The sequence below is a fragment of the Rothia mucilaginosa ATCC 25296 genome (assembly GCF_000175615.1).
GTDB classification, from domain to species: domain Bacteria; phylum Actinomycetota; class Actinomycetes; order Actinomycetales; family Micrococcaceae; genus Rothia; species Rothia mucilaginosa.
This window is the reverse complement of record NZ_ACVO01000010.1, coordinates 20,713-40,930: the sequence shown is the minus strand read 5'-3', so window position 1 is coordinate 40,930 and position 20,218 is coordinate 20,713. Positions and strand designations below refer to the sequence as shown.

14 protein-coding genes are annotated in these 20,218 nt (G+C 60.4%); 3 read left to right on the top strand and 11 right to left on the bottom strand.

Going from position 1 to position 20,218, the window contains the following annotated elements:
- Window positions 1-363 precede the first annotated feature (363 nt).
- On the top strand, window positions 364-987 hold the full coding sequence (locus ROTMU0001_RS03050) for a superoxide dismutase (RefSeq protein WP_005507370.1): 624 nt from the start codon (window positions 364-366) through the stop codon (window positions 985-987).
- A gap of 152 nt (window positions 988-1,139) precedes the next feature.
- Here ROTMU0001_RS03050 and ROTMU0001_RS03045 read toward each other — a convergent pair whose 3' ends face one another.
- The 5 genes from ROTMU0001_RS03045 to ROTMU0001_RS03025 all read right to left on the bottom strand — a co-directional run bounded on the left by ROTMU0001_RS03045 (window position 1,140) and on the right by ROTMU0001_RS03025 (window position 7,836).
- Window positions 1,140-2,966 (bottom strand): ATP-binding cassette domain-containing protein, encoded by a 1,827-nt coding sequence (locus ROTMU0001_RS03045; RefSeq protein ID WP_005508066.1) that lies wholly within the window; start codon window positions 2,964-2,966, stop codon window positions 1,140-1,142.
- Window positions 2,967-3,423: 457 nt separating this feature from the next.
- A complete protein-coding gene (locus ROTMU0001_RS03040; RefSeq protein ID WP_005508065.1) occupies window positions 3,424-5,211 on the bottom strand; it encodes an ATP-binding cassette domain-containing protein in 1,788 nt (595 codons plus the stop codon).
- 514 nt (window positions 5,212-5,725) lie between these two features.
- On the bottom strand, window positions 5,726-6,538 hold the full coding sequence (locus ROTMU0001_RS03035; protein ID WP_005508064.1) for an NUDIX hydrolase: 813 nt from the start codon (window positions 6,536-6,538) through the stop codon (window positions 5,726-5,728).
- A 261-nt stretch (window positions 6,539-6,799) separates the two neighbouring features.
- On the bottom strand, window positions 6,800-7,120 hold the full coding sequence (locus tag ROTMU0001_RS03030; RefSeq protein WP_005508062.1) for a putative quinol monooxygenase: 321 nt from the start codon (window positions 7,118-7,120) through the stop codon (window positions 6,800-6,802).
- A 137-nt stretch (window positions 7,121-7,257) separates the two neighbouring features.
- The gene (locus ROTMU0001_RS03025) at window positions 7,258-7,836 is read right to left on the bottom strand and encodes a TetR/AcrR family transcriptional regulator (protein WP_005508061.1); all 579 of its coding nucleotides are present in this window, start codon (window positions 7,834-7,836) and stop codon (window positions 7,258-7,260) included.
- Between the two features lie 198 nt (window positions 7,837-8,034).
- Between ROTMU0001_RS03025 and ROTMU0001_RS03020 the strand changes: the two genes are divergently transcribed.
- Together ROTMU0001_RS03020 and ROTMU0001_RS03015 are read left to right on the top strand one after the other, a co-directional pair.
- Window positions 8,035-9,600, top strand: a complete 1,566-nt coding sequence (locus ROTMU0001_RS03020) for an MFS transporter (RefSeq protein WP_005508060.1) — start codon at window positions 8,035-8,037, stop codon at window positions 9,598-9,600.
- Window positions 9,601-9,825: 225 nt separating this feature from the next.
- Entirely contained in the window at window positions 9,826-11,124 is a 1,299-nt protein-coding gene (locus tag ROTMU0001_RS03015; protein WP_005508059.1) for a hypothetical protein, read from the top strand.
- Window positions 11,125-11,629: 505 nt separating this feature from the next.
- On the opposite strand, the gene ROTMU0001_RS03010 is transcribed toward ROTMU0001_RS03015, so the two are convergent.
- The 6 genes from ROTMU0001_RS03010 to ROTMU0001_RS02985 all read right to left on the bottom strand — a co-directional run bounded on the left by ROTMU0001_RS03010 (window position 11,630) and on the right by ROTMU0001_RS02985 (window position 20,003).
- Entirely contained in the window at window positions 11,630-12,700 is a 1,071-nt protein-coding gene (locus ROTMU0001_RS03010; protein ID WP_005508058.1) for an alcohol dehydrogenase catalytic domain-containing protein, read from the bottom strand.
- A 302-nt stretch (window positions 12,701-13,002) separates the two neighbouring features.
- Window positions 13,003-13,857, bottom strand: a complete 855-nt coding sequence (locus ROTMU0001_RS03005) for an anchored repeat-type ABC transporter permease subunit (RefSeq protein WP_005508056.1) — start codon at window positions 13,855-13,857, stop codon at window positions 13,003-13,005.
- Complete coding sequence (locus ROTMU0001_RS03000) at window positions 13,854-14,732, bottom strand: metal ABC transporter ATP-binding protein (RefSeq protein ID WP_005508053.1); 879 nt, start codon at window positions 14,730-14,732, stop codon at window positions 13,854-13,856. The genes ROTMU0001_RS03005 and ROTMU0001_RS03000 overlap by 4 nt, the downstream gene beginning before the upstream one ends.
- Entirely contained in the window at window positions 14,729-15,811 is a 1,083-nt protein-coding gene (locus tag ROTMU0001_RS02995) for a TIGR03773 family transporter-associated surface protein (RefSeq protein WP_005508051.1), read from the bottom strand. Before ROTMU0001_RS02995 ends, ROTMU0001_RS03000 begins: the two co-directional genes overlap by 4 nt.
- 93 nt (window positions 15,812-15,904) lie before the next feature.
- Window positions 15,905-17,656, bottom strand: coding sequence for an anchored repeat ABC transporter, substrate-binding protein (locus ROTMU0001_RS02990; protein WP_005508049.1), 1,752 nt, complete (start codon window positions 17,654-17,656; stop codon window positions 15,905-15,907).
- Window positions 17,643-20,003 carry a TIGR03773 family transporter-associated surface protein gene (locus ROTMU0001_RS02985; RefSeq protein ID WP_005508048.1) on the bottom strand — a complete coding sequence of 787 codons (2,361 nt, stop codon included), beginning with the start codon at window positions 20,001-20,003 and terminating at the stop codon, window positions 17,643-17,645. The genes ROTMU0001_RS02990 and ROTMU0001_RS02985 overlap by 14 nt, the downstream gene beginning before the upstream one ends.
- Between the last annotated feature and the right edge of the window lie 215 nt (window positions 20,004-20,218).

Below are 20,218 nucleotides of genomic sequence, written 5' to 3'. Positions count from 1 at the left end.
AATATTTTGGCTAGTAGAAGGAAAAACACCCCGAATGAGGGCGAAAATTCTGCAGTTTATCCCCCTCGCATCCCCAAAATAGGATGTTATCCACAGCAGTTATCCACAGTGTGGAGAACTTACAGCACTGTTATTCATATGAGTGCATACCCCGGTATTTCAAGGCAGAATAGGGTGCCGGCCCTGAAAATCCTGTCGATACACAGGGTTATCCACAGCTGTGGGGAAAAGTCTCCGCCTAAAATCCACAGGCTCGAGCGAGGTCTTACATAAATGTGACGCTCCCCAACTCATGAAAAGTAAAGTAAACGCTACGCTGGTAATCTTTAATACAAGCCAAGTTTTCTAATGAAAGGCATCATCATGGCTGAAAAGTACACTCTCCCCGAACTCCCCTACGACTACGCGGCGCTCGAGCCCCACATCTCCGCAAAGATCATGGAGCTGCACCACGACAAGCACCACGCAGCATACGTTGCAGGCGCTAACGCAGCTCTCGAGCAGCTTGAAGAGGCACGCGAGAACGGTGCATACGGCAACGTCTCCAAGCTCTCCAAGGACCTGGCGTTCAACCTGGGTGGCCACACCAACCACTCCATCTTCTGGAACAACCTGTCCCCCGAGGGCGGCGACAAGCCCACCGGCGAGCTGGCAGCGGCAATCGACGAGTTCTTCGGCTCCTTCGACAAGTTCCGTGAGCACTTCACCAACGTTGCACTGACCATTCAGGGCTCCGGCTGGGCAATCCTCGCATGGGACACCGTTGGCAAGCGCCTCATCATCGAGCAGCTTTACGACCAGCAGGGCAACATCTCCGTTGCACTGATCCCCGTTCTGCAGCTGGACATGTGGGAGCACGCATTCTACCTGGACTACCAGAACGTCAAGGGCGAGTACGTCAAGGCATTCTGGAACATTGTGAACTGGGCTGACGTTCAGGCTCGCTTCGAGCGCGCAGTGTCCCAGACCAAGGGCCTGGTCCTCTAATCTAAGTTTTCGTCAGCGCGGTGAAGTAGCCGCGGTGAGATAACTGAAACGGGTGCCCGGCGCCTCCAATATTCGGAGGTGCCGGGCACCCGTTCGTTAAGCCCCGGGTAGCACCCGCGGGGTTGGGTTCGGAACCTTAGACGGAACCCTAGTTAGAGCGCCATCGTGCGGTCAATGCGGATGCGGCGGCAGAAATCCTCATCATGGCTCACCACGATGAGCGCACCGGTATAGGCTTCGAGCGCCTGCACCAACCAATCCACCGAAGAAATGTCGAGGTTATTCGTCGGCTCATCCAGCATGAGTAGCTGTGGTACCGGATCTGCCAGAAGCACCTGCGCCACCGCGGCACGGAAACGCTCACCACCGGAGAGCTCGCCGGTCTTATGGTGCACGCTCTCTCGGCGGAAAAGCAGGCGCGCCAACTGGTCACGCAGATGCTGCTCGCTCACTCCGGGGTTTGCCCGCTGCACGCTCTGTAGGAGGGTGAGCTGCGGGTCGAGGGTGATGCGCTGAGGAATGTACGCCCCCTCGATGCAGTAGTCGACGCGGTAGGCGGGCTGCACGGGGGAGCGGTACTCCGGGTCTTGTGCGTGGGCAATTGCCTCAAGGAGGGTGGTCTTGCCGCTACCGTTTGCGCCGGTGATGCGCAGATGCTCGGGGCCGCTGAGAATCAGGTGTTCGGGGTGCTCCGCAAGGGTTCCCTGCCGGCTCTCGCCATCTGCCTCAACGGGTGAAAAATGCAGAGAATCAACCTTAGTGGGTTGCTGAGCGGTAAATGTTTCACGTGAAACCTGCTGAGGGTTAGTCCCACGAGAATCAACCCTGTGCAGCTCCAGCACCTTGCGCCCCGCGGGTAGGGGCTGCTGGCTCAGCTCGGCATAGATTTTCTCCTGCACGCGCACCTCATCCTGGGCGTTCTGGTATTCCTCCTGAGCCTGCTCCTGCTTGCCGACGCGCAGAACTCGAAGCTTTGCCGCCGCCTGACGTGAGGCGTCCTTGGCGAGGGCAAGAATCGTATCCGGCTGGTCGTCCTTCCACACCTGCGCCATGTTCTTCGAGATAATCTCCTGCGCCTGCACCCACTCGCGATGCGCCGAACGCACCCGGTTCTTCGCCTCGGTCACGCGATGCTGAGCCGCCTGCTGTTCGGTCTCCAGCGCCTGCCGGTATGTGCTGTAGTTACCCTCGAAGAGGCGCAGATGCGCCAGCCCCTGGCGGTCGGCGTGAAGCTCCGCAATCATGTGCATGCGCTCCAGTAGGTCACGGTCGTGGCTAATGATGAGCGCCGGGCAGGGCAGCGCCTCCAGTGCGGTGAAGAGCTGAGCCTTCGCCGAGGAGTCCAGGTTGTTCGTCGGCTCATCGAGCAGAATGAACTCGGGGTCAGAAATCATCAGCGAGGCAAGCGCGGCAATGACCGCCTCACCACCGGAGAAGCTGCGCATGCTACGGGCAAAGAGCGCCCGAACCGCCTCCGAGTTGTCACTATTAACCACGGTCGCCGGGGTGAATCCGTAGGTCGCAAGAGCCGCGAGGGTGCGCTCCTCAACGTCCCAGTTATCCCCGATGGTCTCGTAGAGTTCGGGGGAGTATTCGCCGGATTCCACCGCCTGCAGTGCCCACAGAATCTCGGTGATTCCGCAGAGCTCGGCGAGGGTTTGATTCCGATTCAGACCCATATCCTGAGGTAGATACGCCATGTGTTCCGGCGCCGCCAAAGAACCGGAACTCGGGGCCAAATCGCCCAAAATCAACCGCATAAGGGTTGTTTTTCCGCAACCATTGTCACCAATGAGTCCGGTGAGTGGCGCAGAAAATACCGCCGAAAGATCCGCAAAAAGCGGAGGCTGGCTCGGATGCGCAAAGTGCAGATGAGCGATACTAATGTGCGCCGCTGCATGGGAAGTGGCGTGCGAGCGGGCATCGCGGGAAGAAGCGGAACGGGGAAAGGTCGCCTGCGGCTGAAGTACGTGTGTCATACGAGCTCCTTGAGGTATGGATGCTCGGGTGCTCTCAAACTCCGACGGTGGTGCGTTGCAGTAGTGTGCCGGCGGTTTGGGGGTGCCTATGCTGAGCGCGTGGCGGTAAGAGGATCGCCCCAAAAAGGGTGCGAAAAAACCCGAGCGTAACGGTGGATGTACCTGTGCCCGGGTGCGTGCGCGCTGATTGGAACACGTAGGAAACGTGTCCGTAGAGCTGTTGCGTGAGCGCGCGAAAAATTCTTCTGAGTCCGGGCTTATGCTCGGTGGGTCATTTCTTTGATGCCTCCTAGATTCCGAAGGGCACCCCGGTCGCGCCTTGGGTGGCTTCGGTCAAACGATACGTTCAGCTCCGCCAGCTACCCCCGTGGTGGGGCAACATGGATAGAGAGCTGAGGACTCCAGCATAGGAACTGACTGGGCGCTGAGTCAAACACCTTCTCATGTAGGAGAAGATTCAGCGTGCTGATTCCCCGAATGGTTCCTTCCCGAGAGTTTTTGTTGAAAGGTTGAGTGTGCGGTCAATGCGGATGCGGCGGCAGAAATCCTCATCATGGCTCACCACGATGAGCGCGCCGGTGTATGCTTCGAGCGCCTGCACCAGCCAATCCACCGAAGAAATGTCGAGGTTATTCGTCGGCTCATCCAATATGAGTAGCTGCGGCACCGGGTTGGCCAGAAGCACCTGCGCCACCGCGGCACGGAAGCGCTCACCTCCGGATAAATCCCCAATGCACTGATGTACGCTTTCGCGACGGAAGAGCAGGCGCGCCAGCTGGTCACGCAGATGCTGTTCACTCGCACCGGGATTCGCCCTCTGTACGGTTTCAAGGAGGGTGAGCTCCGGGTCGAGGATGATGCGCTGCGGCAGGTATGCGGTGTTGTCCAGGCGGTAGAGCACTTGGTATGCAGGCGGCACTGGGGAACGGTAATCAGGGTCATTCGCGTGCGCTATCGCATTGAGAAGCACAGTCTTGCCACTGCCGTTTGCTCCCGTGATGTGCAGGTGTTCGGGTCCGGTCAGGATAAGAACCTCGGGAAAATCTTGGATTTGAAGCAGATAATCAACTTTATAAGGTTGTGTTTCACGTGAAACAGTGTTTTGGGTGTATGCATTCTTAAGGTCGGCGCTCTGCGGTGTAGACGCGCAAGAGTCGTTCTTCACCCGATGTAATTCCAGTACCTTCCGCCCCAATGGGAGCGCATCCTGAGCAAGTTCCAGATAGATACGCTCCTGCATGCGCAGGTTCTCTTGGGCTTCTCCAACTGCCGCCCGCGCATCCGCCACCATGCTTTCGTGGGCTGTGTGAAGTTTCCCGGCAGAGCGCTCTGAACTGTTTTTATCCAGGCCCATAGCCATGCCAGGTTTCCGCTTTGACCGCTCAAATTCGCGACCTCGGCGGGCGTTGCGATCGAGCTTAATCTGGTTCTCGGCACGCTCACGCACAGCCTTACGCGCCTCATTCTTCGCCTCGGTCACGCGACGCTGAGCTGCCTGCTGTTCGGTCTCCAGTGCCTGCCGGTATGTGCTGTAGTTACCCTCGAAGAGGCGCAGATGAGCTAGCCCCTGGCGGTCGGCATGAAGCTCGGCAATTACGTTCACGCGCTCCAGCAGGTCACGGTCGTGGCTAATAATCAGCGCCGGGCAGGGTAGCGCCTCCAGTGTCGTGAAGAGCTGGGCTTTCGCTGCGGAGTCCAGGTTGTTCGTCGGTTCGTCGAGCAGAATGAACTCTGGGTCTGAATACAGAAGCGCGGTGAGTGCGGCTGTGACCGTCTGGCCACCTGAAAAGGTGCTAAGGGGACGCATCAGAAGGTTGCGACGGGCCTGTGTATCGGTCGTAGTGAGGGCAGGACCAAAACCATGTTCGGCAAGGGCTGCGAGGGTACGTTCTTCAATATCCCAGGCGTCGCCTATAGTGTCGTAAAGGCAGGGGGAATAGTCGCCCGATTCCAGCGCATCAAGCGCCTGCAGTATTTTTGTAATTCCAAAAATATCAGCAAGATGCTGATGCCCACTCAACCCTAAATCTTGCGGTAGGTACGCTATGCGCGGTGGGGTACTGATTGTGCCTTGACTAGGATTTATGTCGCCAAGAATAAGTCTGAAGAGGGTAGTTTTTCCGGCGCCGTTATCGCCGATAAGTCCGGTCAGAGGTGCCGAAAATACCGCCGAAAGATCCGCAAAAAGCGGAGGCTGGCTCGGGTGTGCGTACGAAATATGGTCGAGTGTAATGTGACGTGACATGGGCCGAGTTCCTTCGAGTAGGTGCTCGGATTCCTGCCAGCGCACATGAAGGCCTGAAGGCATGAAAAAACCCGAGCGTAACGGTGGATGTACCTGTGCCCGGGTGCGTGCGCGCTGATGGAGACACGCAGAAAAATGGACGTGCGCAGGGGAATATGTCTGCGCAAATAGCTGCGTGAGCGCGCGAAAAATTCTTCTGAGTCCGGGCTTATGCTCGGTGGGTCATTTCTTTGATGCCTCCTAGATTCCGAATACCGCCCCGGTCGCGCCTTGGGCGGCTTCGGTCAAACATTGCGTTCAGCCCCTTAGGTTACCCCCACGGCGGGGCAGTATGGATAGAGAGCTGATGGCTCCAGCATAGGGAGCGTGCGGGTACTGAGTCAAATACCCTCCCGCAAAACCGCCTGACAAGTGCCGATACCCCTTAGAGAACGCAAAAAGAGGGGCGACACCAATCGGTGCCGCCCCTCCTTTTAAGCATTAAATCTGCGCGCGTACAACACGCGAAACGCTATTACGCTTCGTGGCGTTCACGGTACATACCCAGCGGGCCCGCATCCGCGTACGCCTGAGCGTCGTTGTAACGGTACAGGCGCGGCGGGCGGTGACGGGTGCCCTCCACGCGGCGGCCGGTGTCAATAATCGACTTCGACGCCGCAATCTGGCGGCGGAAGTTCGCCGGATCCAGGGTGCGACCCAGAATCGCCTCGTACACCTCACGCAGCTGCGCCAGGGTGAACTCTTCACCCAAGAAAGAGTGCGCAATACGCGAGTACTCCACCTTGTTCTGCAGGCGGTAGAGCGCGTACTCAATGATTTCGTTGTGGTCGAAGGCGAGCTCGGGCAGCTCATCCACCGGGAACCAGCGGATGTTCTCGTGCACGCGAGTGTTCGCGACCTCGGTGGCGGGAATCGACGCCCAGTACACCACGGAAACCACGCGCTCGTGATCAGTACCGGGTGCCGGTTCAGGCTCGCCCACAACGCGGGCGGCACGCGCCTCGGGGGTGCGCAGAACGTCGCCGAATGCGTAGAGCTGCTCCAGGTAGCCGGGCTGCAGGTTGGTTGCGCGCTTCAGGGTCGAAGCCGCTGCCTCTTCGAGGGAAAGATTCGGGTTGAGCGGACCGCCGGGCAGCGCCCACTGGCCCTTATAGGGCTCGCGGAGGCGGCGAACCAGCGGCAGCCACAGGGTCGGGTGGATTTCGTTTTCCTTGGGGCGCAGTGCCAGAATAACGGTCGATACGGCGAGGGATACAGAGGTGTGGTCCACGTCGTTGTGCTCTTCAGCGGCGACTGCGCCGGGAAGAGGCTGGGATGCGATGCTCATTCAAGCCTCCTGTGCGAATGGGTATCGATAGGTGTGCATACTCTATCCATTTTAAGGGGTTAATAGGGTAAAAATGCACGCAAGGCACTCGCTGAGTCGAAAACCGGTACCATCCGCGTCGTATCAAGGGGAAAAGTTCAGGTACCGGACACGCCAAAGCACCCCTCCTACCTGTCCAATAGAACAGGCAGGAGAGGCGCTTTGGCGTCTACTTATGCAACATCTAACTATGCAATTTTAGATGCAGAGTAGGGGTGCAGACTAGTCGATCTGTAGCTCGCCCATAGCGTCCCAGCCGTCGCCGTCAACCAGGCGAGAAACAATCTTCGGGGTTGCGGTCAGCATGGGGCGCATGTCCTTCAGAGCCTGCTGGAAGTGGTCAGAGTTCACGTGCGGGCCAGCTGCGTCGTCGTTGAAAGCCTCGAGCAGAACGAACTCGTTCGGGTCCTCGATGCTGCGGGACCACTCGAAGAACTTGTTGCCTTCCTCGGCGCGGGTTGCCTCGGTGAAAGCGCGGGTCTTCTCAATCCACTGGTCGGCGTATTCGGGCTTGACGGGGAACTTTACAGCAATGAAAATCATCGGAACTCCTTAGGTTGAAGAGTAGATACGTACCCTTCCAGTTTAAGCCCCGGGTGCTCGCCGGCGCTGAAGAATAGGGTGTGAGGCAACGGTTTTAGCTTGTGGCTTTAACCGCTGTGTTGGGTGGTTTTTGTGGTCTAACGAGTCGCCGCCTTAAGGACATGCAGGGCGCATTCCAGCGCCGCTCGGTCTGCCGCGATGGCTGCAGCCCTCTGCGGGCTGGCGGAGTCACCTCCGAACGCCGCGTTGTAGTACATGCCGTCGCCCAAAAGCAACACGGTGCGGGCAATCTGTTCATCACCCAGCTCAGCGAGAACGAGCGCATGCCAGCCATCCTGTACGCGACTCATGGTCTGCTGGGCGAGCTCATTATTGTTCTGCGCCAGGCGGCTGAGGGCAATGAGGGCACGGTCGAACGGGGTGTTATCCGGCGTGGAGGAATTGATGTAGTAGGCGCTTGCCCCCTCGGGTGCCTGCTCCATTGCCGCGAAGTCCTCTTCAGCCAGGGTGAGGGTGCGTTCTGCGAGCGCTTCAAGGAGCGCCTTCTTGGATGAGAAGTGGTAGAGTAGCCCGCCCTTGGAAACCTTGGCGGCGGTGGCGACGGCGTCGAGGGTTGCGGCGCGTTCTCCCGAGCGAATCAGCAGGTCGACGTAGGTGTCGAGGATGTGTTCGCGGGAGTTGTTGGCGCGTTGTTTTCGGTGGTTGGGGGTGGTCATGTGTACCAGTTTAACCGCTTGAAACTATACCGTCCAGTTGGTATAGTTAATCTTCGTTTGTGGACCCGCCCGGACCCCTAAAAACTCCGGGTAAGCCCCGAAAACCTCACTAAAAGACCTAGTCCAAAAGATAGGCCGAGCTGATGCCGCCGCGTCCGCCGCATCAGCCGATACCTTATAGACGCACGAAAACAACCCATGACGAATCACAATCCGCACACCACGGCTCTGCCCATTCACGCCCCCGACCAGAAGACCAAACGCTGGGCGGCACTCGGCGTGCTCATGCTCCCGGTGCTCCTGGTCTCTATCGACAACACGGTGCTTGCCTTCGCGGTGCCCGCAATCGCTAAGGCGCTGAGCCCCTCCTCCGCGGAGCAGCTGTGGATCGTTGACTCCTACCCGCTGGTGCTCTCCGCCCTGCTCGTGCCCATGGGCGCTATCGGTGACCGTATCGGCCGCCGCAAGCTACTGCTCATCGGTTCGACCGGCTTCGCGGCAATCTCTGCGCTCGCGGCATTCGCTCCCTCCGCGCTGATGCTCGTGGTTGCCCGTGCCTTGCTCGGTATTTTCGGTGCGATGCTCATGCCGGCAACCCTGTCGATTATCCGCAATATCTTTGTGGACGCAACCGAGCGCCGCATCGCTATTGCCGTGTGGGCTTCGGGCTTCTCCGCCGGTGCGGCGCTGGGTCCGATTGTGGGTGGCTTCCTGCTGGAGCACTTCGACTGGGGTTCGGTGTTCCTGCTCGCTGTGCCGATTCTGATTCCTCTGCTGATTCTTGCCCCGATCATGGTGCCCGAGTCGAAGGACCCACACCCCAGCCCGGTGGATCCGCTGAGCATCCTGCTGATTATGACCGGTATGACCGGCATTACCTTCGGCCTGACTCACACCTCCGAAACCGGTTTCGATGCAGTGGCTATTAGCACCATCCTTGCCGGCCTGTGCTTCATCGTCCTGTTCGTGCTGCGTCAGCTCAACCGCGAGAAGAACGATATTCAGCCCATGCTGGACGTGCGCCTCTTCCGCAACACCGTGTTCACCGGTGCGATTACCGCAAACCTCATCTCGATGATGGTGGACGTTGGCTTCATCTACTTCGCCTCACAGCACCTGCAACTGGTCTCCGGCCTGCCGCCCATGTACGCCGGTATGCTGCTGATTCCCGGTACTCTGGCGACCATTATCGCCGGTCTGGTGATTGCGCGCGTGGCGGTGCACTTCCACCCGGCGCAGGTGGTGTCCTTCGGTCTGGCGCTCAACGCTGCCGCGTTCGCGGTGCTCGCCTTCCTGGGTGCGCACAACGACTTGGTGATTATCCTGATCTTCATTGTGCTCGGTACCGGCATCGGTATTGCGCAGACCATTTCGAACGACCTGATGCTCTCCAGCGTGCCGCCGCGTAAGGCTGGTGCGGCATCCGCGATCTCGGAGACCTCCTACGAGACGGGTGCGGTGCTCGGCACCGTCATCATTGGTGGCATGCTCACCGCCGTCTACCGCGCAAATGTGGTTGTACCCGACGGCCTGGATGAGACTCTCGCCGACCACGCCCACGAAACCCTCGGCGGTGCCGTGTCCGTCGCCAGCCATGTAGGTGGCGAGCAGGCGAACCAGCTGCTCTCCTCCGCATTCGCTGCCTTCGACTCGGGCGTGGTGCTGAGCTCCGCATTCAGCGCCGTGCTCATGGGTGTTATGGCTGTCATCAGCTACCTCATGATTCGTAAGGCACCGCGCGAAATGAAGCCCGCAGAACACTAATTCGGAATACATGAGCCCCGCCTCCTGACGCTACCGCAGCATCGGGAGGCGGGGCTTAATTTACGCACCCACCTGCGCATTTAAAGGTTCAGCACAGGTGCCGGTGGTACGGTAAAAACAGCGGGCTCGCGCCCGCAAAGGACGCCCCAAAAAGACGTCCTGAAAAGACGCGCTGAAAAGACCGAGGAACCAGCGGCTCCACACAACTCAAGGAGGAACGCCACCATGGGACTCAAAGACTGGATAGCACCCTTCATTACGCTACTGATTGGTGCCAGCACCATCTTCATTTCCTACAAGAACTACCAGGCGCAGGCGGCGGCAAAACCCTCCGAACTGGCGCGCCTAGAGCTGTGGAGCAAGCTACTGACCGAAGCTGGCATGGACATCAGTGCGCTACCCGACCCGGAGAGCCTCACCTCCGACCAGCGCGTCGTCCTCGAAAACTACCGGGTCTTCCTCAAACGTGCCTCCCTCGAATCGAAGCTACGTAAAGTCGGCATCGACAGCAACCGCGTGTTCAGCCTGCTCATGAAGCGTGCGCACTCCTCCGTGAAGCCCACGCCCATCGCCATTGGGGACTCGGTACGCTACTACCGCCTGATTCTGCGCGGCCTGCTGTACATTTGGACGCCCCTCGCCGCGGTGTTCATTGGTGTGCCGATTATCGTGGCAACCATTGCCTACCTGGTGCGTATCTTCACCGGCCAGCCGGTGGACTGGACCAGCTACAGCCTGCCGCCCATCGCAGTGGTTCTGCTGCTGGTGGGTGCCGGTGCGGTGGGTGCCCTCGTGTACCTGCAGGACCGCATTATCTACGCGATTATCGCGAACAACGTGTACTTCTACTTCTGGGATATTTACGGCTCTAAGAAGGGCACCCGCGATTCGAAGGACGCCTACAGCGAGCGCCTGGCGGCTAAAACCTACGCCGACCAGCTGTTCTTGGGTCAGCAGGAGTTCGCCCAGCAGTTCCGCGAAAATATGTACATGGCGGGTATTCAGGAGATTGACGAGTACCCGCGCGTGCTCAGTGATAGCGTGATGCTGCCGCGTAACTACCGGGTTGTTGAAACTACCGAGGGTGAGGACCGCATCGACCGGATGGTGAACTGGGTGCGTTCCAAGATCGGTTTTGAGCGTATGGAACCGCGCATCATCTACACGCTCGAACATAAGGACGCGCACAAGGATGCGCAGAAGGGTTCTGCGCACGGTGAGCCGGTAGCTACTGAGCAGGGTGTTTCTGGGCAGCCCGTAGAGACTCCGGCTCAGGATAAGCAGGAGGATGCGCAGAAGGCTCCGGAGGCGTCTGTTTCGGAGGAGCCCATCGTTGCGGAGGTGCCCGTTGACGCGCCTGCCGAGGATCCGGCTGATGCACCCACCGAGCCCGTCACCGGAAGCGCCACCGAACCCTCCGACGCAGTTGCCGTATCTGGGGCAGACGACCCCACGGAGGCGTTCACCCGCATCCCGCACGATACCGCCAGTGAGGAACCCGGCGCTGAGAAGCCCAAAAACTAAATAGCCGCCCGGAGCACCACAATCCGGGCATGAGAAAAGGGTCGCAGCCTACGAATCGCCATTGAACCGTAAGCGTGCGACCCTTTTCCTTTCCCTTCAAGGAGGAGCAGAATCGGAGGTACCGCCCGACCAAGAAGAGCCAAATGATGCGCCCCTCCACCAGTAGAGGTTGCCTGGCAGAAGAACCCGCAAGAGCGGGTCGGCAGAGCGCCCGGCAGAGGAGGCATCACGCTTGAGGAACCGCCCCTCAACCCATCAAAGAACAGATTGAGGGAACAGAAAACCCCGAGCTGGCGTATCTCTTGAATCTTTAGAAAATCTTGTCTCTATAGAAAATAACTACATCTCGGGGTAGGGGAGGGCGATTCGCGCTCCGGGTGGGACCTACCCTCTCCCACCCGGAGGCGAATCGTGGGGATGTTCGCAGTGTAATGAAGACATCCCACCGAAATCCCTAACAAAAGTTTGGGGTTTCAGTATGAGCGGTATATGAGCCTACCGCTGTCTATGCCGCAACCTCGGGGTTACGGGAGATAACAACCTTCACCACGTTGTGCTCGGCAGCGTGGGTGAACAGGTCGTATGCTTCCTCGAACTGGTCGAAGGTGAAGCGGTGGGTTGCCATAGCCTTAGCGTTCAGGCGACCCGAGCGGACCATGTTCAGCAGGTTACCGACGGTGTTGCAGTTGACCAGACCCATGTTAATGCGAACGTTAGAAATCCACATGGTGTTCAGGGGCAGCTCAACGGGCTTGCCGTGCACGCCGGCGTTAGCGATGTTGCCGTAGGGGCGAACAATCTTGGTGCAGGTCTCGAAGGTCTGCGGAACACCCACAGCCTCAATTGCCACGTCCACGCCCAGGCCGTCGGGGGAGAGAGCCTTAATCTTCTCGATGAAGTCCGGGTCGCCCGCGTTGACCTTATCGGTTGCGCCCAGCTCCAGTGCCTTGTTCATGCGGTTGTCGTCGAAGTCGACGGTGATGACACGGCCGGCACCGCAGAGGTTAGCGGTCATAATCGCGCCCAGACCCACGGGGCCTGCACCCACGACAGCGACGGTGTCGCCGGGCTTGGTGTTGCCGTTCAGAATACCGATCTCGAAGCCGGTGGGCAGTGCGTCGGTGAGGAAGAGGACGTCCTCATCGGTCAGGCCCTCCGGAACCAGGTGAACCGAGGTCTCTGCGTAGGGAACACGCACGTACTCTGCCTGGGTGCCGTCAATCATGTAACCGAAAATCCAGCCGACACCACCAACGGTCTGGCAGTGCGAAGGCTGGTTCGCCTTACAGTAGGAGCACTTACCGCAGCTGGTCACGGCGGGAATGATGATGCGGTCGCCGACCTTCAGGTCAGTCACCGCGGAGCCAACCTCGGTAATGGTACCGACAGCCTCGTGGCCCAGGATGCGTCCGTGGTCCACCTCGGGGCAGTCGCCCTTCAGGATGTGCAGGTCAGTACCGCAAATGGTGGTGGTGTCGACACGGGCGATAACGTCCGTGGGCTCAAGAATGGTGGGGTTCGGGACTTCCTCCCAGGCGCCCTTCTGGTCGGGGCCGTGGTATACATATGCCTTCATGATGACTCCTTCTTTGAAGCTCTAATGAGGGTGCAGTGACTGCTTTATCACTACATGTATCAACCCATAAGAAATATTTGATAGGTTGTATTTTCATTAAACCCGACGTGTTGAATTATGCGCTTTTATTACGCGGAGTGTATCTTTTAGTTCTTTAAACATGAACATGATTCACTTTGGGTATTTAATACCTGTAAATAACGCACGAGGCGCACCCCCCAAACAGGGATGCGCCTCGTGCGTTTAGTCGAGAAAAGTTGGATTGAGTCGAGGTTGAGCTGGGCTTAGCTCTTCAACTGGGTTTAGCCCTTCAGCTGGGCACGCGCTCGCGAACGAACCGCCGTCACCGCCCACACCAGCACAAAAGCCGCCACCATCGACAGCACAATCGTGCCACCAGTCGGCAGGTTAAACGCCCACGACAGGTACAGGCCAACAATCGAGCAGATACCGCCAAACACCGGCGAGAACACCATCATCGACCCCAGTCGGCGGCACGCCAGGCGGGCTGCCGACGCCGGAATCACCAGAAGCGCCAACACCAGCACATTACCGAGTGTCTGCAGGCCCAGCACCACAGAAATGGTCACCAGAACGTACAGCACAATATCCAGGGCAAGCACCGGCAGGCCCATCGCGCGGGCACTCTCACGGTCCAGGCTGACCGTCACAATCTGGCGGTGGAACAGCCACAGCACCAGCAGAATAACGGCACCCATAATCGCCGCCTGGGTAATGTCCTCATTCGAAACACCCACAATCGAGCCGAACAAGAAATCCTGCACCGACCCCGAATAGCCCGGCGCCAACGAAATAATCACAATACCCAACGCAAAGGACGCCGCGAAGAAAATACCGATCACGGAATCCTCGCGTAGCCGCTGATTCTGGCTAAAAATAGCCACCAGAATAGCTGTCACCACGCCCGCGGTTAGACCGCCCATGACCAGGTTGCCGCCCAGCACGAACGCTACCGCAAGACCCGGGAACACCGAGTGCGCCACCGCATCGCCAATGAAGACCATGCCGCGCATCAGCACGTGGCAACCCACCACACCGGTCACCACCGACGCGAGCAGCACTGCCGCCAGGGCGCGCGGAAGGAACGCCAGAGACGGGTTGAACAGGTCGGCAAGAAAATCGATAGGAGTAATCAACGGGCACCCCCGGTAGAAGCAGTATGGGCGGGGGAGAGAGAAGAGTCAGAAGCGCAGGAATCGGGCAGCTCGTGGCCGTACTCATCCAACGCACCACCGGCACAGGTGAAGCCCGTGCGGGCGTGACCCTGCGCCTCCTCAATATCGTGACCGTGCAACCACGTATGCAGCTGCTCCAGGCTAAAGGAGTCCGCCGGACCATCCAGGTGAATATTGCCGCGCACACCGCACAGACGTGAGCAGGACTCACGCGCCGCCAGCATGTCGTGCGTAGACATCAGAATCGTGATGCCCTCACCCGCCAACTCACGGTACAGGCGAGTCAGAGTGGTCTGAGTCGGCGCGTCCACGCCCGTAAACGGCTCATCCAACAGTAGCAGGGAGGGGTTCGCCGCCAAAGCGCGCGCCAAAAGAACCCTCTGACGCTGACCACCGGAAAGCTCCGCAATGGAAGCATCCTGCAGGTGCAGAACATCGGTGCGTTCCATCGCCGAAAAAACCTGCACCCAATCCTTCTTCGCCGGGCGGCGGAAGAACCCAATCTCACGCACGCGACCGGTCATCACCGTGTCCTTAACGGTCAGCGGAAAATCCCACTGGAACTGGTGCTTCTGCGGAACATAACCAATATGCGCACGCGCCACACGCGGCGACTCACCCAGCACCCGAACCTGACCGGACGCCGGGCGAATCAGACCCAAAATGGTGCGCAGTAGCGTGGTCTTACCGGCACCATTAGCACCAATCAGACCCGCAAACTCGCCGCGCTCCAGGGTCAGGGACAGATCCTGGAGGATGGAACGGCGCGCGTAGCCGGCGTACAGGTTTGAAATCTCTAGGACGGGCTCAGTACCCGCTGTTACCGATGCGCTCACGAACGGTCACCGCGCACTTCATCCAGAGCCTCACGCTGCGCGGAGGAGCGGCGACGTCGGGAGGCGATGAATGCGCCCACGCCCACCACGACCACGATGCCAGCGACAATAGGACTCCAGGAAATCGTGAACTCAGCACGGAAACCGCTCTGATCGCTCGCTGCGGCGGCAGAAGAAGAACCGGATGCCTGGGTACCGGCGGCCTGAGAAGCAGAAGAAGCCGAACCCGAGGATGCAGAATCCGAGGAACCGCGCGCCTGCGCCTCCATCGCGTACAGGGTATCAGCATTCGCAGAATCACCCACCGCAAACTTCAGGTAGCGGGTATCAGACACAGTCGAACCGTCAGACAGCTCAGCGCTCGCGGTGACCTTCAGCAGGTACTCGCCGGGGGCGGTGAACACCCAGTTCGCGTGGGTGTGAGTGTTCTTCTCCACCCACAGCTTCTGCGGCTCACTCTTGGTCGAGGACCACAGCACCTGCGGTGCCGAGAAGTTGCCGTTCTCCAGGTACAGGCTGAACGTGCCGGGGCCGCTCACCTGCTCCAGGGTCAGGTTCACGCCGCGGTTCAGCTTGGACACCAGCTGCGGATCCTGAGTGTTCCAACCCGGCCAGATTACGCCCTTAGTTTCGGTCTGCGGAATGACGTACACCTTAGAGCCGGCGGGCGCACCCACGAAGGAGTAGCGCGGGTCGTTCGGCACCTCAAGGATTGCCTGGTCGCTACCGCGGTAGATGACCTCGTCCAGGCTGCGCCAGACGGGGGTTTCGCCGTGGTCGTCGTGGAGCATGAGCTCAAACTTGCCGTTATTGAAACGCGGACCCATATCCACGTGGCCGGCGGAAATTTCGGTGCGGCCGGATGCGACCGGCTGCTCCGCAGACAGGGTCTGGGTGAGGGCGCGCTCGCCGCGGCTGAGGTTGCTGTCGCTTGGCTGAGCCGAGGCGCTCTCTGCGGTTGCCGGGGTGGTCTCCGCGTGTGCCACACCCAGGGGTGCAAGTATGAGGCTGGCGCCCAGAGCCAGGGCGGGCAGGGCGCGGCTACGTGAGGAACGGGAGGGGGTGGTTGAGTTCATCATGAGGACTTCCTTGGATCATGACCGAAACGGTGTGTGAAAGATTATCTATATGCTGATACGGCTATATGAGCTTGTGGGTAGCTTAAAACCGGGTTATGAGGTGCTTGCCTCCGAGCAGCTAGCACCCGAAGAATTGCCGCCAGAACTAGCCCCCGAGCACAGCGCAATCGTGTGAGCATTCGCCAGCATCATCTGCGCGTAGTGAGGAGCCTGCGCATCCAGAGTGTCCGAATAGAGTACCCCGGTACGCACCTGAGCCTCCCGAGCCAGTTCCGTCAGAACTGGCGAACGCATCGCCGTGGACTTGTCTAGATAAATTGCTGGAACCTTCAAATCCTCGACCGTGCGACGCAGACGCTGACGCTGCTGAATGCTCGGCTCGCCGCTGGCACTGGCACTCACAAAACCGGCAATGTGCAACCCGTAGGTGCTCGCCAGGTAGCGGTAGCCGTCGTGCGTGGTGACCAGGTTGCGTGCCGACTCCGGCAGGCCTCCGTACACCTGACGCAGCTGAGCGTCCAAGGCGTCAAGCTCCTTCATGACCTGCTCGGTGCGGGTCACATACTCGCTCGCACCCTCCGGATCGGCGGAGGTGAGCGCGTCACGAATGACCTGCACGCTCGCCTTCGCGTTCGGCACCGAATGCCAAATGTGCGGGTCGATTTCGCCGTGCACGTGCTTGCCCAGAACGGCCTGCGCCAGCAGGTACACCTGACCGCGATGCTCCGAAGCACCCGACCGCAGGAAACGGTAGCTACCGCCGGCGGGCACCTCCTGCAGGGTGCGGGAGGGGACCGCGACCACGGTGTGGTTCAGTTCGTACTCTACGGCGCCCTGGGAGGAATCCGCGCGAAGCACGAGCCTGCCGTCGCCGGTGCGTGCCGTAATATCGGCGTGGCCTGCGGAAAGAACCTTGATGTCCGAGACAGAAACGTTCTGTTCCTTCGCCAGACGGTCCACCAGCTGTTGCGGGTCACGACCGACCGCGCAGTACAGGGTGCCGCGCGAAGAACGCACCGACTCCGGCGCATTGACCGCGGTGGCGCTCAGCTCGATGGCGTACTCGCCGGCATCACTAAACGCCCACGACAGGTGCGTATGCGCCTGCAACGGAAGCTCCAGCGAACCCATATCGCCGGTGCGGATCGCGGTGTCCCCCTCATGGGTGAGGTTCACGCCGCGCGCATGCGAATCGCACAGCATCTCCACCGCACCGAAGGTCTGCGTAATGAACGCCGCCAACTGCGCATTCGACGAATCGGTAGAGGTCCGCGCCCGCACGCTCTGCACTTCAAAGCGCATGCCTGCATCCGAAGAGTCGGCGGGGGCAGATTCGTTCTGCCCGCCCTCTTCAACACGCAAACCCAGCCAGATGGAGTCCAGGGAGGCATCCTCAACAATGGCTTCCAGCTTGCCGCCGTACTGCTCAATCTTCTCCGCAACCGCCACGGACACAACCCCGGCGGGCAGGTTCGCCTCAACCATTTTGCTGAGCTTACGCTGCTCCAGCAGCAGACCGTTCGTCAGGGCGCAGCGGGCGTAGGCGACATCGCGGATATCGCGCAGGCTCGGCTCATACGAGTGCGGGTCAGCACCGGCGGGCACCAGGGAGTGCACGCTGGCGCGCTCTCCTGCAATCTGCTGTGCCAAATCCGCCAGAATTGGGGTTGTGGCGACCACGCGCATCCGGTCGGAGGAAGCGTTCACGGTGCTGGCGCATCCGCTCAGTGCGAAGGCACCAGCCCCCACCCCCGCGCCCACCGCAATACGGGAGGCGAGGGTGAGGGCGGTTCGCCGACTATAAGCGTGTGCGTGGTTGCCGGTATGCCCGCTATGCGGTGTCACCGCTGCGGCCCTTTCGGCGTGCCGAACGCAGAATCATGGCACCGAGTGCCAGCGCCAGAATGGAGGTGCTGACCATGAACGGGTCGATGACCACACCGGTGTTCGGCAGCTTACCCGCCGCGGCTGCCTTCTGGGCGTTCGCGAGTTCCTGGCTGGTCAGGGCGCAATCCTCACCGGAGGCGGTCTTACCGACGATGCGCACCTTGGATCCGTCGGGCTTGGTGACGATGCCGGTGGCTTCGTCTACGGTACCGTTGACGGGGTTCTTTGCGGTGCTCTTCTCGCCGCCGTTGTTGGCGCCGTTAGCGCTGTTAGCGTTGCCGCCGTCCTGCTTGGTGTCTGCCGAACCCTGCGCGTTGTTGCTTGCCGGGGCGTTATCGGGGTTGCCGACGGTGAAGTGCAGAACCGATTCGCTGCTGACCTGCTGGCCGTTCTTCAGGCGTGCAGTCCAGCCGATGGTCACGGTGTAGCGACCCTCAGCGGTGAACACCCAGTTGCTGTGCTGGTGGGTGTTTGCGGGCACCTGGAAGGAGCCGCCGCTCCGCGAATCGAAGACCTGCTGACCGGCGGAACCGAAGTTGCCGGAGAGGAAGGTGGACATGGTGCCAGGGCCCTCAAAACCGTTGAGGCTCATGGTGACGGGGCCGTCGAGCTGCTTGAGCAGTTCGGGGTCCTGGGTGCTCCAGCCGAGCCAGGGCACGCCCTGCTGCTGGGTTGCACCGATCATGTGCACGGGGGTGCCCGCCGGGGCGATGTTCTCCATGCCTGCGGGCAGGTTGATCTTCGCGGCGTCATTGAGCACGAACTCGAGGGCGCCGGGGGAGATGTGGCGGGCGGGGCTGGTGCGGTCGTCCTTCACGCTGCTGGTGAGGTTGCCGCCGTTGAGGATCGGGCCCACGTCGAAGTGGCCGTGGGTGACTTCTTCACGGCCGCTGTGCTCGGCGGTGTTGACCACGGCGAGGGTGGGGATGCTGGTCGGTGCCTGGGCTGCCTGGTTGCTCTGCTTGTTGTCCTTCTGAGCGTCCTTGGAGTCCTTAGAGCCCTTGGCATCTTCGGCGGGAACCTCGGTGGCGATGCACTGCTGGTTCAGGCTGCCGGGCAGACCGGAGGACAGTACGCCGTTGCCGGTAATACCGCCGCCGTTACCGCTATTGCTGGGCGCGCTGATGTTCTGGGCGTTGGAGCCCTTCACACTGGATCCCTTCGCGCTGGTGGCATTGCCGTCCTTGTTTTCACCCTTGTCAGAGCCGTTATTGGTGTTGTCGGTGCCGCTGATAGCGGTTACACCGGATCCGCCCTGGGACGCCTGCTCACCATTCGCCGCCGCCTTCGCACCGTTCGGGTCGGTCACCTGCGCGGCGTTCTGACCGTTCACGGATTCATCCACGCGGCGAATACCGGTGGATGCGCTCGCCTCAGCAGATGCACTCGCCTCAGCACTCGCGGAGGTAGATGCGCTGGGGCTGCTGGTGGCGCTCTCGGTAGCGGTGGAGGTCGCCTCGGGGGTAGTGGTTGCCTCACTCGTGGCGTCCTTGGTCGCTTCCTTTGCGGCGTTCTGTGCGTTCAGGAGCTTGAAGCCGTCCTCAGCGTTAGTGCCCACGGCGATGGTGTAGGTCGCCTCGGAGCTGACCGGGGTGCCGTCGGCAAGGGTTGCGGTGGCGCGGAACGTCAGCTGGTAGATGCCTGCGCGGGTGAATGCCCAGCTGAGGTGCTCGTGACCGCCAGAGGTGATGGTGTGCGGTGCGAGCTTGTCGTTGGTGCTGAAAACGCGCGGGTTGTCGCGGCCGGATTCGGTGAAGACTTCGGCGCGGCCGCCTTCGGGTACGCTGCTGCGCACGAGTTCAAGGTTGATGGTGTTGTCCTTGAGCGCGCCGGGGCGGATTCCTTCCGCGCCGAGGCCGGGGTAGAGCAGGCCGCGGGTGCGGGTGGAGGGAATGTAGAAGATGTCGGTGCCTTCGGGGGCAATGTAGTCGTAGCCTGCTACGACCTTGGTGTGTGCATCCTCGACGTCGGGCAGGTGGAAGACGGTGCGGGCGGGGTTGAATCGTCCCTGCTGGCCCGGGGCGGTGTCTGCGAGGGTGGCGAGGGTGAACTGGTTGCCGTCGAGGAATGCGTTGAGCATTTCGGTGTGTACGCCCGCGATGACGTAGTCGCCTTCGTAGTTGACGTAACCGCGCGACTCGGTGCCTGCCTGGGTGCCGGTCTGGTTTTCCTGCGCCTGGTTTTCCTGCGCCTGTGCGGCGGTGAAGGTGCCGACCTGGGGGAGGGCGAGGGGTGCCCCGAGTGCGAGGGTGCATCCGAGGGTGGTTGCGCTGAGTAGGCTCAGAGGTTTGGTGCGTCCTTGCATGGTGGCTCCTTGGATGACTGCTCGTTGGCTGGCGCGTTGCCCGATGCTTTCGGGGCTTGCCCGGTGCTGGGTCCGGCGGCCTGTTGCCGGTTTCTCCCCTGCGTCCGGGGTGCGCTCTGCCGTGTTTTTCTCTTTGTGGATGTACGTGGTGTGCGTTTTTGGGCGCGCCTCGGCGCACACGTGTTTCTGAGAATCACTATACTCACTTAGGTTCT